Origin of the sequence: Zunongwangia endophytica, from assembly GCF_030409505.1 — a bacterium.
GTDB lineage: Bacteria > Bacteroidota > Bacteroidia > Flavobacteriales > Flavobacteriaceae > Zunongwangia > Zunongwangia endophytica.
The window spans coordinates 2144633-2161022 of record NZ_JAUFPZ010000002.1; the positions used below are offsets into that span (position 1 = coordinate 2144633).

Annotated in this window: 12 protein-coding genes; 6 read left to right on the plus strand and 6 right to left on the minus strand. The window is 35.3% G+C overall.

Annotation, left to right across the window (positions count from 1 at the left end):
* Positions 1-9: 9 nt before the first annotated feature.
* Together QWY91_RS09410 and QWY91_RS09415 are read left to right on the plus strand one after the other, a co-directional pair.
* On the plus strand, positions 10-546 hold the full coding sequence (locus QWY91_RS09410) for a YfiT family bacillithiol transferase (protein WP_290234184.1): 537 nt from the start codon (positions 10-12) through the stop codon (positions 544-546).
* 88 nt (positions 547-634) lie between these two features.
* Entirely contained in the window at positions 635-1771 is a 1137-nt protein-coding gene (locus QWY91_RS09415) for a peptidase associated/transthyretin-like domain-containing protein (protein WP_290234188.1), read from the plus strand.
* 46 nt (positions 1772-1817) lie between these two features.
* Here QWY91_RS09415 and QWY91_RS09420 read toward each other — a convergent pair whose 3' ends face one another.
* Positions 1818-3878, minus strand: a complete 2061-nt coding sequence (locus QWY91_RS09420) for a tetratricopeptide repeat protein (protein WP_290234190.1) — start codon at positions 3876-3878, stop codon at positions 1818-1820.
* Between the two features lie 149 nt (positions 3879-4027).
* Between QWY91_RS09420 and QWY91_RS09425 the strand changes: the two genes are divergently transcribed.
* A complete protein-coding gene (locus QWY91_RS09425) occupies positions 4028-5275 on the plus strand; it encodes an oligosaccharide flippase family protein (RefSeq protein WP_290234191.1) in 1248 nt (415 codons plus the stop codon).
* 129 nt (positions 5276-5404) lie between these two features.
* Positions 5405-6604 (plus strand): glycosyltransferase, encoded by a 1200-nt coding sequence (locus QWY91_RS09430; RefSeq protein WP_290234194.1) that lies wholly within the window; start codon positions 5405-5407, stop codon positions 6602-6604.
* 5 nt (positions 6605-6609) lie between these two features.
* On the opposite strand, the gene QWY91_RS09435 is transcribed toward QWY91_RS09430, so the two are convergent.
* Genes QWY91_RS09435 through QWY91_RS09445 form a run of 3 tightly spaced genes read right to left on the minus strand, consistent with a single transcriptional unit; the run spans position 6610 to position 12468 of the window.
* Positions 6610-8151: a cellulase family glycosylhydrolase gene (locus tag QWY91_RS09435; RefSeq protein WP_290234196.1), complete on the minus strand. Its 1542-nt coding sequence runs from the start codon at positions 8149-8151 to the stop codon at positions 6610-6612.
* A 1-nt stretch (position 8152) separates the two neighbouring features.
* Positions 8153-9379 carry a hypothetical protein gene (locus QWY91_RS09440; protein ID WP_290234197.1) on the minus strand — a complete coding sequence of 409 codons (1227 nt, stop codon included), beginning with the start codon at positions 9377-9379 and terminating at the stop codon, positions 8153-8155.
* A complete protein-coding gene (locus tag QWY91_RS09445; protein ID WP_290234199.1) occupies positions 9379-12468 on the minus strand; it encodes a putative glycosyltransferase family protein in 3090 nt (1029 codons plus the stop codon). Before QWY91_RS09445 ends, QWY91_RS09440 begins: the two co-directional genes overlap by 1 nt.
* Before the next feature lie 175 nt (positions 12469-12643).
* Here QWY91_RS09445 and QWY91_RS09450 point away from each other — a divergent pair, with 175 nt between their 5' ends.
* Positions 12644-13849, plus strand: coding sequence for a response regulator (locus tag QWY91_RS09450; protein WP_290234201.1), 1206 nt, complete (start codon positions 12644-12646; stop codon positions 13847-13849).
* Positions 13850-13914: 65 nt separating this feature from the next.
* On the opposite strand, the gene QWY91_RS09455 is transcribed toward QWY91_RS09450, so the two are convergent.
* Positions 13915-14136 (minus strand): hypothetical protein, encoded by a 222-nt coding sequence (locus tag QWY91_RS09455; RefSeq protein WP_290234202.1) that lies wholly within the window; start codon positions 14134-14136, stop codon positions 13915-13917.
* 318 nt (positions 14137-14454) lie between these two features.
* Between QWY91_RS09455 and QWY91_RS09460 the strand changes: the two genes are divergently transcribed.
* Positions 14455-14781, plus strand: a complete 327-nt coding sequence (locus QWY91_RS09460) for a DMT family transporter (RefSeq protein ID WP_290234204.1) — start codon at positions 14455-14457, stop codon at positions 14779-14781.
* 125 nt (positions 14782-14906) lie between these two features.
* On the opposite strand, the gene QWY91_RS09465 is transcribed toward QWY91_RS09460, so the two are convergent.
* Positions 14907-16355, minus strand: coding sequence for a cellulase family glycosylhydrolase (locus tag QWY91_RS09465; RefSeq protein ID WP_290234205.1), 1449 nt, complete (start codon positions 16353-16355; stop codon positions 14907-14909).
* Between the last annotated feature and the right edge of the window lie 35 nt (positions 16356-16390).

Below are 16390 nucleotides of genomic sequence, written 5' to 3' on the forward strand. Positions count from 1 at the left end.
TCTAAGAGCATGACACTCGAGCAACTAAAATATCCTATAGGCACTTTTATAAATCCTACGGAAATCACTTCGGAACAAATTAAAATCTGGACAAAAGATATTGCAGATCTACCTTCTATATTGAAGAATCTTACTGGTAATCTTTCTGAAGCTGAATTATCCTGGCAATATCGCCCTAAAGGCTGGACGATAAAGCAAGTGATCCATCACCTTGCCGATAGTCACATGAATAGTATTATTCGATTTAAAATCGCTTTAACCGAAAAAGATCCTGCCATTAGAGGTTATGATGAAACAGCCTGGGCAGAGCTCGATGATTATTCGTCTGATATTCACCAAAGCTTAATATTGTTAGAAGGTTTACATCATCGTTGGGTAAAATTAATCGAGAATTTTAGCGAAAATGAACTTCAAAAAACTTTCTATCACCCAGAAAGGAATCAAAAATACAGTCTAAAAACAGCTATTGGAATGTACGCATGGCATTCTAATCACCACCTTGCGCATATCGAACAAGCATTATTCTACAAAGGGAAATTTGAGTAGTTTGCAAGGAAACTAAAAAAATAAATTTTAGACATTGCCGTTATAAGTCTTTTAACTAATTTACCCCATCAGTTTAAGACTTTATTCTATGATTATTTATCATTCTCAGGTTTTCAGAGTACTTGTATTTGCTCTCTGTACGATGTGTTCCGCAACTATGTTATCCCAACAAGCGCTAGTTTTAGATTCGCTAAGTCTAGAGCCTATTCCATACGCCAATCTAGAGTATGGTACTAATCAGGGAAGTGTAAGCAATCAGGACGGGATTGTTTTCACGCCTAAGGATTTTAAAAACTATAAACTCTCTCATGTAGGCTATCAAACACGACAATTGACTGCCACACAGTTAAAGGATACCTTATATTTAAAAGCGCTCGCTTATAATTTAGATGAAGTTGTTTTGCATAATTTTAATGCGAAAGACACCATTTTAAAAGCATTTAAGAATATCCCAAAGAACTTTTTTTCACAGCCTTTTAATCAAGAAGGCATATTTAGATATAGTTTAAAGAAAGAGGGAAAAGGAGTAGAAATGATCGAAACAGACTTTTTATCCTACAAAGCTTCTCTCGAAGCGGAAAATAAAACCAAAATTTCTGAGGTTAAAAAGACAGAAAAATATGAGCCATTGAATCTTTTAAGTGGTGTAGCTGAGTTTTTAAATATAATGGATCCTAGCCTAAAGAATGCTCCAGTATTAGAAAAACTAAAAACAATGAACTTTAGCTTTGCAGGTAGAATTGAAAACGAGGAAGAAGAAATCTATAAAATTGACATATCTGGAGAAGAAAATTTAGCAAACGGACATATTTTTTTGAGTAAAAACCAACTCGCCATAAAAGAAATAAAAGTTGAATATCTAAGAAACGAAATGCCAGAACTAACACATGAGGAACCAAATTATACTACACGAGTTGCTTCGTTAATTAAATTCAACACCAACAAGAACAGTAAACAATTTCTGTCTTACGCAGAAATCGCAAATGATAAAACAGCGCTTTTAAAAAATGATTCCATCTATCATTATGAGATGAAGGGTAAAATTGCATTCAATAAATTGATTCAAGGAAAAAAAGTCAAAAAATTTAGAAGTAATTATAATTCGAAAAAGGCATTCAATAAAACCGTGGCTAAATTCAAACAAAAGCAGCAATGGACCAATAGTGAAATGCTTCCCATGACCACAGCAGAATTGGAGATTTTAAACGATATTTATGGTAATTAATTCCAAAAATCAGGAATAGTTAAAATTCCTATTCCTGATCATTATTTTACCTCGTTTCAAAAACCGGCTTATTTAAAAAGATCCACTTCAGTCTAAATCCAAATTCAGTAAAAGTAAATCCGGCTGCTGTAGCTGAAGCAATGTTACTTCGGGTTCCGTAGAAATTCGCTAAACAACGCTCAGAAAATTTATAACCAAATTTTCCCTGGATTCGGTAAGTCGACTGTTTAGGATCGTCCTCGATAAACTGATACCCTACGGCTGCAGTTAAGCCATAGTACAAACTCTTAGCTTCAACTGCATTTTCATCCATTAGAAAATCTGCAAAAACCTCAACCGCATTAAATCGCTCCGGACTAAAATAAACTGTTGGCACCTGATTCTTAAAACTTAAGAATTGATAATTAACCCCACCTTTTAAAACCGGCTTCGACAAGAAATTATAATACAAAGAGGTAAACAATAAATTTCTACTATTCTCATCGCTTTGCGAGCTAAAATAATACTGCGTGAACCAACCTAAATTAAAATTGGTTCCCATATTATAATTCAGATAGTAATTATTTACTACAATTTCTCGATCTAAAAGATCAGCATTAAAGTTTTGCACCTCTCGATTATACCCAACTTCTAAATCCTGTAACTTGTAAGGCTTTATCTTAAAAAAAGCTTGCGCTAAAAACTGGTTATAATTATTGCTGAAAGAGTTTGCTGAATTTATTCCTCCTAAAACGTGAAAACTCGCTTTTGGATGAAATTTATAACTTCCGCCTAAACTGAAATTATTTGAAGTAGCTTCATTTTCAGTAATACTATTTCTTGTTTTTCGATAGTGGTAATTAGCGTTGAAGCTCAATTTTGTACTTACCGGAAATTCAATATTCGTATTGGTGGCATAGGCCTTGTTATCTCCATTATCGAACGTGTAATTTATTTTCTCTTCTACCGTTGGCGTAAAACTTCGATCTAATTTTCCTAAAAAATTAGTCGCATCTTTTTGATTTGGAAAGACTTCTAAAGTTTGATATCCCGCATCATAAGCATTTTCAGTTTCACCATCGGCAAAATAAGCGTTCGCAATTCCAAGATTTCCGTCGAAAGAAGCCGAGTCTTTTTCTAATATTTGTTGATAATCGGACACACTTTCTTTAAAGTCGCTGCGATACATCCCTAAAGTTGCTCTTAAAGATAAAACCCAATTTTCTTCTCCATAAGTTTCAAGTAATTCTGAAATATAAGATTCGGCATTTTTGAAGTCTTTATTCCAAACCAAAGTTTGAGCGTATCGTTCTTTTGAAGCCTGTATTGAAACTGAATCTCCTAAAGTTTCAGCTTTTTCAATTGCTTTTTCAGCAAGGTCCCGAGATTCTTTATCATCTTCAGCAATATGAGCTGCCAAAGCCATCCCGTTAAAAGCAACAACACTATCCTTAGCGTTTTTAGCTAATTCTAAATATACATTTTTAGCTTCTTCGGTTTCTTTAGTGATCAAATAGATATTTGCTTTGTTCAGTAATGTTTCCCGGTCGCCAGAAAAGTCTTCCAAATTTTCATTCAATAACGCAATCGCTGGCTCATATTGCTGATTTTGCATTTTTTGATATGCAAATCCAAGGCGTATATATTTTTTAGAAACCATAGCATTAGGATTTCCTGGTGAAGTTCCCAAAGCTCGATTTACATAAGTTAGGGCATTATCGTATTCTTTTAAATTAGAAAGCGTATTGGCAAAACCTAAAAGTGCAGCAAAGTTTTCAGGATATTTTTGTACCAGATCGCTGTAATATTCTTTAGCGTCATCGTAATGTTTTCCCCATAAAAGTGATTCGGCATAATTTAATTCGATTTCTAGATCTCCGGGATACTCTTTTAGTAAATCGGTAAAAATTGAAGTCGCTTTTTGCGCTTCTCCATTTAAACCGACTGCTCTACCATAACACAAATTAGCGGTCTTATTATCTGGATAATCTTTTAAAATGCCTTCAAAAAAAGTTTCTGCTTTTGCAAAATCTCCCTTTTCAAGATATTCAAAACCTTCTTGCATGTCTTGAGCAGATAGTAACTGAATTCCTAAAAACAAGAAAAATAATAGGCTAAGTTTTTTCATGGGTAATTGGTTAATTTTTGTAGTTGCAAGTTAAGTCTGTTCTCGCCTTCATTCATCTACATAAAACTTCCGCTCAACGAAATAGAATTTCTTTTCACTGAAATGTGGTGGATATTTGCTCTAATAATTAATCTAAAACCGAACTAACAATGCTTTTATCACAACTAAAGGTAAGAAAAATTACTCCCGAACAGTTCTTTATGTTAAGCGCAATGGGAGTAAATGTAGGTAACTACCTCTACAACCTATTGTTAGGTAGAATTTTGGGACCAGAGCAATTCGCTAATGCTGCGATTTTAATTACTTTTTTACTGGTTTTGTCTTTTATAGCGATGACTTTTCAGTTAACTGTAGCAAAGTTTACGGCCGGTTATGAGACTGAAAAACAACTCCATTTTCTAAACTACGTAAAAAAAGCAAGCCTTATTATTGGAATTATTTCCTCGATAGCGGTGGTACTTTTTGCAGGACAACTTCAGCAGGTTTTTAATACCGATAGCAAATGGATGTTTGTCATTTTTGGCGTTGGGATTCCGCTTTACTTTTTAATGAGCGTAAACCGCGGTTTTTATCAGGGAAGCAAAAGTTTCTATAAACTTTCAGCCACCTATCAAACCGAAATGTTTAGCCGTTTAGTAATCACTTTACTATTGGTAACGCTTTTGGCTAATGGATCTTCGGTTTTAATCGCTTCAGGAATTTTAATCTCTTTTGTTTTTGGGTTAATTCCGTTTAAAAAAAGTGGCAACTTTTTTACCAAAGTGACCTTAGAAGCATCTGATCGTAAAAGCTTGGTAAACTTTATCGCTATTACCGCTTTTTACGAGCTAACACAGATAATTATTAATAATAGTGACATCTTACTGGTTAAACATTACTTCGACTCTTACGACGCAGGATTATACGCTTCTTTAGCTTTGATTGGTCGATTAGTTTACTTTGTAGCCTGGATGTTTGTGATGATCTTATTGCCAACCGTGGTGCAAAAAAAGAAGAATGGCGAGAACACATTACCTGTACTTTTTAAATACGTTGGTTTTGTTAGCCTTTTGGCTATAAGTATTATTACGGTGACCTATTTTGTACCTGAGTTAATTATAGATATCATGTTTGGTGATGCGTACACCAGTATTGCGCCATTACTTTGGAAGTATGCCCTGGCAACGTCTCTATTTGCTATTTCTAATGTATTTGTGTACTACTTTTTATCGATCGATACCTATATGCCGGTGGCTTTATCTGGAGTATTTGGTTTAGGCCAGGTAGGATTGATCGTTTTCTTCCATGATTCTTTAGAACAGGTGGTTATAGTACAGATTATCATCATGGTTTTACTGCTTTTAATTCAGCTTGGTTATTTCTTTTATCAACACAAAAAGAAAACTCACCTACAGTAATTTACCATTTATCGAAGAAGAAAAAATAAAGCGAGGTTTAAGTAGATATTTGAACTATCAATAAAAATTAATCGAGGTACTCCTCACATAACTAGTTCCTGTAAAAAGGAATTTTAAAACCAAATTACCATGAAACTAGCAATTGTAACAGCGTTCCCTCCTAGTAAAGTAACATTAACGGAGTATGGATACCACTTGGTAAAGCATTTTGCTTTAAAAGATGAAGTTGAAGAGATCGTATTAATTACCGATCATACTGAAGAAGAAAAGCAAATTGACTTTGATGCGAATTGCAAAATCACGGTTAAAGATTGCTGGAAGTTTAATAGCTATGCAAACGTCTTGAATATTTACAAAGCAATTTCAGCTGAAAAACCAGATGCTATTTTATTCAATCTGCAATTCATGAAGTTTGGTGATAAGAAAATTGCGGCGGCTCTAGGATTAATGCTTCCTATGATTTTCAGAGTAAAGAAAATCCCAACAATCGTGTTATTACACAATATTCTTGAAACAGTTGACTTAGAGAAAGCTGGGTTTACTCAGAATAAATTGATGCAAAAATTATACAACGGCATCGGCACCACGCTAACAAGATTGGTTTTACAGGCAGATTTGGTTGCCGTAACTATTAGTAAGTATGAATATATTCTGAAGTCAAAATATAGAAAAAAGAACGTAATGTTGATTCCGCATGGTGCATTCGAAACACCACCAGAACCAAACTACGATCTGCCACAAGGTCCAAAAAAGATCATGACTTTTGGCAAATTTGGAACTTATAAGAAAGTTGAAATCTTAATCGAAGCCATAGAACAATTAAGAAAAACCTCGAATGAGGAAATGGAAATTGTAATTGCAGGAACAGATAGCCCAAATACCCCGGGTTATATTGAAAGCATGAAGGAGAAGTATAAGAATGTTCCTAATCTTACATTTACCGGGTATGTTGAAGAAAAAGATGTACCGGTAATCTTTGGAGAGAGTGCGGTAGTTGTGTTTCCCTACACCTCAACTACCGGAAGCTCCGGAGTTTTACATCAGGCAGGAAGTTATGGGAAAGCCGTGGTGCTTCCAGATTTAGGTGACTTGGGAATCCTTGTAAGAGAAGAAGGCTATCGTGGGCAGTTTTTCACCCCATCTAATGTAGATTCTTTAGCAAAGTCTATCGATGCTATAATTTCTAACGATGGGTATCGTAGAGAATTGGGTAAAAAGAATTACGAAGCATCTTGTTCTTTACCAATGGAGAAAATTGCCGATATGTATTTAGAAGAATTTGAAAAAATAATACATAGAAATATAAAAAATGGAGTGAGTGTTGTGTGATGATGCTAGTTAGTAATGTAGTTAAAAGCAGGCTTTGGTTCTCCCCGATGATCTAAAAATCCAAAGAATCTTTGTCTGCTTTTTCTCCATGGTAATCTACCCACCACCTGCGAAGGAACTTCCTCGAAATCATACAGCGTCCAAGACATAAATGCAAGATCTTCTTTTTTAAAGAAGTCTTGCATTTTTTTATGGTATTGCGCCTGATCTTCTTCATCGGTTCCAAAAGGATTCCATAATCCATGATACGAACTCATCCCAAATTCTTGCATTACTAAAGGTTTATTCGGAATATTATCTTCAAGAATCTTATAGTCCGAAGCTAATTTTTCAAGGTTCTTATAGAAATGAAAAGACACAAAATCCAATTCTTCCTGAAGATTTACAGCGGCCTCTGGCGAAGACCATCCCACCGTAATTAAATGATTGGGATCGTGTTTTCTAACTTCATCTGCTATATGTGAAAGCCATTGTAACACTAAATCTTTACCGCGGCTTTCGAAATCCAGATCGGGTTCGTTTTTTAAATCCCAGGCCAATACCGCCGGATGATCTTTGAATGCTGAAACAATCTGATCGGCATGCCGATGTGTTAGCGTCCAATCCAACACCGAATAATCTCCATAAAAATCAAATAAAGTAACTACTACTTTTAGATCCTTTTCTTCAGCAATATCTAAAACGGTTCTAAGTTTATCTAATTTCTGCGGAAGCACTTCTGCCTTACCAAAATCTTCATACTGAAGAAAAATCCGAATACTATTTAAACCCGCATTTCTTATAATCTGAAAATCTTTGGCGATAGTATCTTTATTGAAGTTTTCTCCAAACATATCCCAAGGAGAAGCTTTTGGGTAATAATTGATTCCTTTTACTTTGAATTCTTTATTTTCTACATAGATTTTTTTGCCTTTAACTTCAGCCAGTTTATTGGTAGAAACAGAATCCTTTTGTGGTTTTGCAGGCTGTTTTACTATATGCCGAATTCGCCAAAAACCGTCTTCCAACAGCATCATTACTCGATAAGATGAGGTATCCTGATGAGTCAACAATTTTTGATCGCTTTCATAAATTTCCTGATACTCGACCACCTCGTTATCGGTAATCACCACTAACTGCCCGTCTGCACTATAAAACTCTAATTTTGGATAATGATTTAAAGTGGTCGCTTCTAGATGAATATCGTTTTTCTTATTAAATTTTATAGTCTTAAAAAGGTTAACGCGCGAGCTATCGGTATAATAATCTTCGATTCCGTAGGGATTATTGGTTTTATACGCTACATGCTTTACATACCACGCATTTAAATAATCCTGCTGAATTTCACCTAATGTCTGTTGCTCCATTGGCCGACCGGGGTTTTCCAAACTTTTCCATTCGATATCGGGTAGATACACATCTTTGCTCAAAACTTCAGTATGCAACATTCCCGTGCGCTCGGCTCCCGTATTTAACCAGGCTAAAACCGAACTTAATCCAAAAACCACCAAAGCATTAAGCCCAACAAAAGTGAGGATCAAACCCGCCCGATAGATATTTTTACTCATCTTATTCTTCATATTTCAATACGTCTGTGGTTTTGCTTTTTCCTAAAGCTTCAATTTTAAAACTATAGGTTTTTTCAGGATAAAAACTTTTAGGCAATCGAAAGGTCACAAAACCATCGTTGGAAGTTTCCTGCTTCACTTCAACAAATTCATTTTTATGATAAATTCTTAGTTTAACAACGGCACCATCGGGAATTAGTTGATTCATAAAACTTTGTAGCGGACCAACTTTTATCAATCGATTTCCGTTAGAAAATTCAACGTCAAAATCTTTTAAAGCCTGTCTAAAACTAATTTCAATCTCATTACTTTCTGCCAAGCCGGTCACATACCCTTTGATCTTCCAGGTATCGGGATGATCGGGATGAATTATTTTTGCCGTAGCCACACCTTCAATAGAACTTCCTCGGGTAGTAAGCATGGTTCCTGCTTCATTTTCGATATAAAAAGAAACTAAAGTTCCGTCGCTAATAATGTTTCCCCATTCGTCCTTTATTTCTGAAGTAGTAAATTCTGCAATCTGATTCCCGTCGGCAAAATCATGATTTCTAAAAGATGAAATCTCAAAATCGGTAGCATTAGATGGAAAAACATTGGTCGTTAATTCTATAGAATTTACCCCCAAAACATTCGAAGAAACATTGATGTTTCCAGTTTTTCGATAGGCCATAATATTTCTCCAGGCCATGAGTTTATCGGTAAAGATTTCTACGGAATCAATCTCTTGGTAATATTGTTTATGAAGCATCACACTTGTACTATCGGGCAAAGGATTATCCATTGCATCCATAGGCACGACGACTAACATCGAAAAATCACGATCTCCCGCCTGAATACTTCTTGGTCCAAAATAACTTTCGATCACCGTTTCTGAGGCTACTTTTGGTAAGATCTCAAAATTGCCTGTTTTTAGTTTCTTTTCTTTTTTCAGCAAAATCCAATTTACATTTCCACTTTTAGTGCTCAGAAATTTAGGAATAGAAAAGCTAAATTTATCATTATCGATTTCGGGTTTTAGAATGGTTTGCGAATAGGAATGATGAAGATACAACCTACATTCTTCATCAATATTGCTAAAGTTAAATTGGATTTCCTCTCCTGCAATGTATGCTGATTTAGAATTTAAAAGTTCAACATCAGCTGAATATATTTCTGTATAAAAATATCCAAAAGAAGAGCCTAAAACGACCAAACTCAGCAATATGATGATCTTTAATTTTAGCTTCATTATTTTGGATTTCCTACGTAATTATTCAATTCTAATTTAATAAAATTAAAACCTTTCCCGTCCAAGGACTGCATCTGCTCTTTAGGGTGATTTTCTTTACGATCGGGAATTACTTTTATTGCGATCTCTTTATTTGGTAGCCCGTTTACAAAAATATTATCCATAGAAGAATTAATAATCTCTACTTCTTCAAGATTGGGCAAATCGTAATCAAAATATTGTTTGCGTTGCACCCGCACTCCTTCTCGCATAAAATCTTGTTCTACCCAGACAAGCTGCGTATTTTCATCATAAAACGAAAAGATAAGCTCTGGAATAGTCACTTCCTGTATTCCGTAGTTAAACAAAGTTCCAGAGATTTCATCTTTAGAATACGTAATATCAGATAGCGCAACATTTTTATACAAATCGGTATTCGCAACATTTCCTGCACATTGCAAATTGAATTTTGTTGGTGGCTCGGGTAATTCTACCGGTGTAAATTCATCTGGATTAAAAGTTTCGGGAATTTTATCATCTTTTCCTAACCACGCAATACCTTCAAAATCGACTCTAAAACTGCTAATTTCCTTCGGAAGTAACTTATGACTCATCACATATTTTGCGCTATACCCGGCAAGTTCTTTATTATCCTCGTTATAAAGCGTTCCTTTAATCACGACATCTGCGGGAACATTATCTACATTTTGAATTTCCCCAATAATCGCATAACGATCGCCTTTTTTAACCAATTTTGCTGAAAGCACCTCTAAAACCGGCTGTTTTAAAACATCCTGATGATAGGTTTGCTGCGTGGTAATTCTACGCCGGCCGTGATTGTAAAACTGCGTAAGATTATCTGAAAATAATTGATCTGGCGGAATATCCAGATCGAAAGTACTTGGTTTTATAAACCACTTTCCTCCTATTTTTACTACATCGTGCTCGTAGGTTTTATCGATCTTTTCGAGTGGCGTAATCCACTCGGTATGCGCTAGGATTTTTGCACGGTCTTTAGATTCGCTTAAAACTTCTAAACCAATCGAGTCCATTTTAGCGTAGGAACTTAAAATCCCATCGGTCACTGAAACTTCTAACATATACTGCGCAATGGTCACATCACTTTTAGGATCTAGATACGAATGTGCTCTTTCAAATTCTTTAAAATCGAGTGCATCATAGTAAGATTTGACTACATTTTCAGCACTAATTTGAGTCGCATTTTTAATGTAAAAGAGATAAACTCCGTAGAAAATAACTCCACTTAAAATGACGGCCCAAATATGACTAATCTTGATGAGATTCCAGCTGAATCCATCATAATTGGTTTTAAACTTTAAAAAATCTGGCTTATTAGGAATTTTGATTTTCAACGTCTGAAACCAGATTAACTGGATATTTATAAAAAAGGCAATTAAAACGGTTAAAACAGGAATCACGCCCCACATAATTTTCAAGAAAACCGGAACATCTTCTTTTGGCAGAATTTTACTAAGCGGGGGCACGTTGAGCTTTTCCCAAACCATAATTCCGTTTTCTAATTGCTGCAACCGCTGCCAACCCGAGAAATATAAAATAGGATCGTAAAACTTATCGTTAGAAAAGATGTACTTCAGGTTATATTTTTCTGGAACGGTCAAAAACTGTTGTAATGAACCGATTCCTTCAACTCCACGGAATTTTGAGTTTTCCAATCGCTCCACTGCTCGGGTCGTTAATTCGGGCAAACGCCTTGCGCTATGGTAATTTCCATCGACGGTTAAGGCATTAGTTTGCGCAGAAAGCCAAGCCATCTGATCGCCAAATCCCAGCGTTAAAAATCGCCAGTGATCATGCTGATCCTGATTCAGGAAATTGGTAATAGGCAGGGTTTTAATTTTTTGTGGCTGCATCGGTCTAAAATAGCCCAGCGTAATGGTGAATATCGCCATAAAAAGAAATAAACCCACTAAAAATGCGCCTAAAACTCGATGATAAACCGCTCCCAATTTCTCCTGAATTCGCCATCGCAAATCACCTTCAGCAAAACGATAACCAAATTCACCGAATATCGGTAAAGCCATAATCGACGCCCAAAGCGTAAATCTATCTAAGGTTAAAATATTAAATGCCGTATCGCCCAACATCATTTTAGGCACCGGCGTAGTTCCTCCTGTTCCCAAAATGGTCAATAATGTAAAGGAAAGACCAAAAAAGATGTACCTTTTTGAATAATATCGATAAAAAATATAGGGCAACAAGAATAACAAAATCCCCCATGGAATCGTAAAAAACACCAATCCCGAAGAGGTTACTTCAAGAAAATTATCCCGACTACCATGCGGAATTGGAACCTGAGTAATTGGATTCTTCTTTGAATTGATCCAATACGGGAGAATACAGGTAACGATAATTACCAGCGATATTCCGCCGAATAAAACGATTCTTTTAAAAGCTTCAATAAATGATTTCAGGAACACATTAAAAGTAACTTCCTTAATATGGTTCACTCTTTCGCGTGAGTTATCCATCACTGCCATCCCGATTAAAGGAAAAATAAAAAAGACCATTCCGAAGATTGGCGTAACGTGATGTGACGTAACTGTTACTGCTAACAAAGAAATCGCTCTCACCAGCGAGCCAAGCTTGCCGGTTTTGATCCACATATATATTTCAGGCATACAATGCATCAAAATTGAAACACCAACAATACTTGGCAACTGACCAAAAATATGAAGCGTTTCTACAAAAGATGAGGAAAAAACCGCTAATAAGGCCGCATAACCGGCTGCTTTACGATCGGCCAGCATCATTAGGGAGAATCGATACACTCCGGTGATAAAGAGCATAATGCCTATAATCCCCACCGTGAACAACCCGAATTTTAATCCACCAATATAACTTAACAAGCCCATTGCCTGATGGACGAGCGGCGGATAGCCCATTACGGTAAAACCGGTGTACCACTCATAATTCCATGGTTCCCACCAACTATTCGCATAATGATCTGCAAAAAACAGATGAATTAAAGCATCGTAAGTATTTTCTATAGTGAAGAAAATAGCAGTTCCGTGAAAAAGAACGCCTATAATCAATGCAACTATTAAATATTTATTAGTCTTTTCCTTCATTCGTTATAATACTCCTATAAAACTACAATAAATATAAAGGAATGTTTATCGATACCGCAATCCATTTATCGATACAACTTAACCATTCATCTAAGTAAAATTCGATCTTCATCTAATAAGATCGTAACACACTAGAAATCAATCTATTTTTGAATCACAATAATAAACCAAAGCCATGAAAATTTTAGCCATCGACGATCAGCAATTAGTGCTTTTGCCTTTAAAAAGAAGATTAACAGAACTTGGTTATGAAGTAATCACAGAGACTGACGCTCTAAAAGCGAAATCTATATTTGATAGTTTTCAGCCAAATTTAGTAATAGTTGATATTAATATGCCAGTAATTTCAGGTATAGAAATTATTAGATATATAAGAGGTACAAAGAATAGCCAGACGCCAGTTATGGTTTTATCTGGTAATACCGATGATAATTTGATTGTTGAGAGTTTCGATTTAGGCGTGGAAGATTATATGAAAAAGCCTTTGAGTCTTGATGAAGTTTCAGCAAGAGTAAAGCGCTTAATAGGTTCAGTTAATAAGGAACAAAAAAGTGTTTCGCAAAATACGATTATAGAGAAAAGATGTGTTGGTGTTGTAATCCCTTGTTACAATGAAGAAAACAGATTATTAAGTAAAGAGTTTACCAATTTTGTTGAAGGACATTCTGGTTATCATTTATGCTTTGTTAACGATGGAAGTAAAGATAACACACTAAAGGTTTTAAAGGATCTAAGAAAAGGTCGAGAAGATTACATTACCGTATATGATTGCGAAAAAAATGGCGGAAAAGCTGAAGCTGTTCGACTTGGTATGCTGCACATGGCCGAGTATACCGACTTAGATTATATTGGATTTTTGGATGCCGATCTATCTACAGATCTTAGTGATTTTGATGATTTAGTAAAGACTATCGAAAACTCTAATTTTAAAATTGTTAGTGGTAGCCGAATTTCCAGAATGGGAGCAAACATCGCAAAAGAATCTGCCAGACAAATTATTAGCTTAACGATCAATTATATTATCCGCAAAATTCTTAGAATGAATTTTAAAGACACCCAATGTGGGGCTAAAATAATGGATAAGGAAATTATCAAAATAGCGTTTAAAGATACCTTTATTACCAAGTGGCTTTTTGATGTTGAAATATTTATGAGGATGAAAAAATATTTTGGTGCTAAAAAAGCAGAATCATTTATCTGTGAGCAGCCTTTAAAAAGATGGGTTCATGCTGACGGCTCTAAACTATCGATGAAAGATTCAATAAAAATCGTCTTTCAGTTAGGGCACATTGCGATTCATTACAAACGAAAAAACACTGAAAATATAGAGAAAGAAAATTACAATTACGTCTTAGAATCAGGTAAGCAAAAAGTAATCTAATATTAGAAAAGCTAAAGTTATAAAAACGACTTTAGCTTTTTTATTTACTATGAAAATTGAATTATTTACTCTTCTTTATTGAAACAAACCTGACATTTTTCAAGTTCATCATACTTCTTTTTTAAAGTTGTAATGGTTGCGTCTATTTCAGGTGAGCTATTCATTTCAACACAATCTGAATTATTGGGAATTATAGGACAATCGCTTTGATGTACGATATGATAAAGACCAAGAGTTCGCCTTTTTTCAATATAAACTTTATTCATTTTTTGCACTATTACCTCCATCGGAAACTAATTATTTCACAATTATATAACTTTCTGTTAACTTTTGATTAAGAAGTGTATTAAGTTTTGCTATACTTTGAAAAACTTAACATTGAACACAGATAAGATTTTGACCCATAAATAGTTATAAAAACAAGACTTTTAGTTCCGTTCAAACTCATTCATTCTAATCGAGTATAATGGTGGCTTCAAATGTTATTTTAACTGATATAAACGAAGCTCTACGAAAAAGAATACTTTATTAAAAAATATGCATTGATTTAAACCTCAAAATAGCATTGATAATTCTTTTCTATTTTTGCTGAAATATCTAATGCTATGAATTGGTTTCTCCTAATAATTGCTGGTCTTTTTGAAATGTCTTTTGCTTTATGCCTGGGTAAAGCGAATCAAACTGAAGGAATTATATCCAAACTTTGGTTTGGTGCATTTTTACTGTGCCTTGTGTTTAGCATGAGCTTACTTATAAAAGTAACGAAGAGTTTGCCAATAGGAACTGCTTATGCAGTATGGACTGGCATCGGAGCAGCAGGAACCGTATTATTGGGGATTTTTGTTTTTAAAGAACCTGCCAGCTTTTGGAGATTGTTTTTTATCACGACACTTATTGGGTCTATCATTGGCTTAAAATTGGTATCACATTAATAGCCAGAAACTCCGCCTAGATTTAGCAATGCTGAAAAATTGATACCGGAATTAACCCTCTTTGAATAAAAAAAAGGAGCTCTAATGAGCTCCTTTTCATTTTTATAGAATGTATTTTCAAAAGATTATTGATTGGTTTCCACCAATGCATCCATCAAATCTGGATATAATGTTTCACCTGTATTGCGATTAAACATTGCAAATCCATTTTGTCCCATATCTCCATTATCCCAGTAGATTGGCACTAAACCATTGGTTTGTGCTGCCTGGGTTATATATTCAAAATAGTCTTCTCTATAGGCCTGATGTCCCGAAATTTTTGTACGAGCAATTGCTCCGTATTCTCCCAAAATTACTGCGACACCCTGATCGATAAAATTAGTCTTCATTCGCTGAAATTGTTGATCTACGTGAGATTCGTTAGCCCAGGTTTCAACTTTATTTGGATCGGTTGCATTGCTTCCCCACTGCGTAATATTGCTATCTGCATTTAGCGCAAAATTATAAGGATCATAGTAATGCACTTCCATCATTAAGCGTTCTTCTACAACATCATCAGGAATTTCAGCAAAATTAATAGTATGATCTATATTGGTATTGAAACCTTGTACTACCAGATATCGGTAAGCATTTTTTCCACCTGTAGATCTAACAGCATCCACAAAAGTTTGATTAAAACTATTTTGAACAGTGTAAAACTCTTCGGTAGGAGCATTATAGTTATTTTCTACCATAACTTCATTAGTACCGGCAAATAAAAGTTTTGGTCCATAATCCATAAAATGATTACCAATTTGCGTCCACAAAATATCCAGACGCTCATTTACTTCATCTTGATCTGCATACGTTGGCTGCATCCATCCACCATCCCAGTGAATATTCATAATAACATACATGTCGTTATCAAGAACGTAGTTTACCACTTCCTCTACTCTGTCCATCCAGCTATCCTGAATTACATAATTCGCTTCATCTGAAAATTTACTCCAGGCCACAGGAATACGAACGGCCTCAAATCCAGCTGCCTTTACAGAATCTATTAAACGCTTTGAAACCATAGGATTTCCCCATTCAGTTTCTCCTCCAATAGCTTCTAAAGAATTTCCTAAGTTCCATCCAATATCTATTTGGCTGGCAAATTCAACAGCACTCATTTCACTCATGTCTGTACTATCTGGTTCTACTGCAAAAACAATTTCATCTGAAGGTTCTGGAACCATAGCCTGCTGAGAAATATTAACGTCAAAAGACTGGTCCCCTGAAGTTATAGTGACCATCGAAGAACGCGAAATGGTATCCTGATTTTGTGAAGCGCTTAAATTCACTTTTTTGCTTCCCTCTGCAGAACCTTCAGACCAGGAAAGCCACTCTCCTCCTCCTTCAATAGTCCAGGCTTCGCTACTATTGATATTTAGAACGTTATTCCCTCCATTGGATGCGAAATCGATTTCGCCAGGATACACAGAAAAATCCAATGACTTTGAAGCAACAACCTCATCATCGTCTGAGCAAGAGACCAAAAAAGGTATGGCTATTACAGCCAAAAAAACAAATGTTAGTTTTAGTAATTTCATAATAACAGTTTTAGGTTAATATTTTAACCAGCAAA

Excerpts from the sequence above, each read along its gene's own strand:
- QWY91_RS09415 (WP_290234188.1), top strand. The coding sequence starts at position 635 with ATGATTATTTATCATTCTCAGGTTTTCAGAGTACTTGTATTTGCTCTC.
- QWY91_RS09460 (WP_290234204.1), top strand. The coding sequence starts at position 14,455 with ATGAATTGGTTTCTCCTAATAATTGCTGGTCTTTTTGAAATGTCTTTT.
- QWY91_RS09440 (WP_290234197.1), bottom strand. The coding sequence starts at position 9,379 with ATGAAGCTAAAATTAAAGATCATCATATTGCTGAGTTTGGTCGTTTTA.
- QWY91_RS09435 (WP_290234196.1), bottom strand. The coding sequence starts at position 8,151 with ATGAGTAAAAATATCTATCGGGCGGGTTTGATCCTCACTTTTGTTGGG.
- QWY91_RS09420 (WP_290234190.1), bottom strand. The coding sequence starts at position 3,878 with ATGAAAAAACTTAGCCTATTATTTTTCTTGTTTTTAGGAATTCAGTTA.
- QWY91_RS09410 (WP_290234184.1), top strand. The coding sequence starts at position 10 with ATGACACTCGAGCAACTAAAATATCCTATAGGCACTTTTATAAATCCT.
- QWY91_RS09465 (WP_290234205.1), bottom strand. The coding sequence starts at position 16,355 with ATGAAATTACTAAAACTAACATTTGTTTTTTTGGCTGTAATAGCCATA.
- QWY91_RS09450 (WP_290234201.1), top strand. The coding sequence starts at position 12,644 with ATGAAAATTTTAGCCATCGACGATCAGCAATTAGTGCTTTTGCCTTTA.
- QWY91_RS09425 (WP_290234191.1), top strand. The coding sequence starts at position 4,028 with ATGCTTTTATCACAACTAAAGGTAAGAAAAATTACTCCCGAACAGTTC.
- QWY91_RS09430 (WP_290234194.1), top strand. The coding sequence starts at position 5,405 with ATGAAACTAGCAATTGTAACAGCGTTCCCTCCTAGTAAAGTAACATTA.
- QWY91_RS09455 (WP_290234202.1), bottom strand. The coding sequence starts at position 14,136 with ATGGAGGTAATAGTGCAAAAAATGAATAAAGTTTATATTGAAAAAAGG.
- QWY91_RS09445 (WP_290234199.1), bottom strand. The coding sequence starts at position 12,468 with ATGAAGGAAAAGACTAATAAATATTTAATAGTTGCATTGATTATAGGC.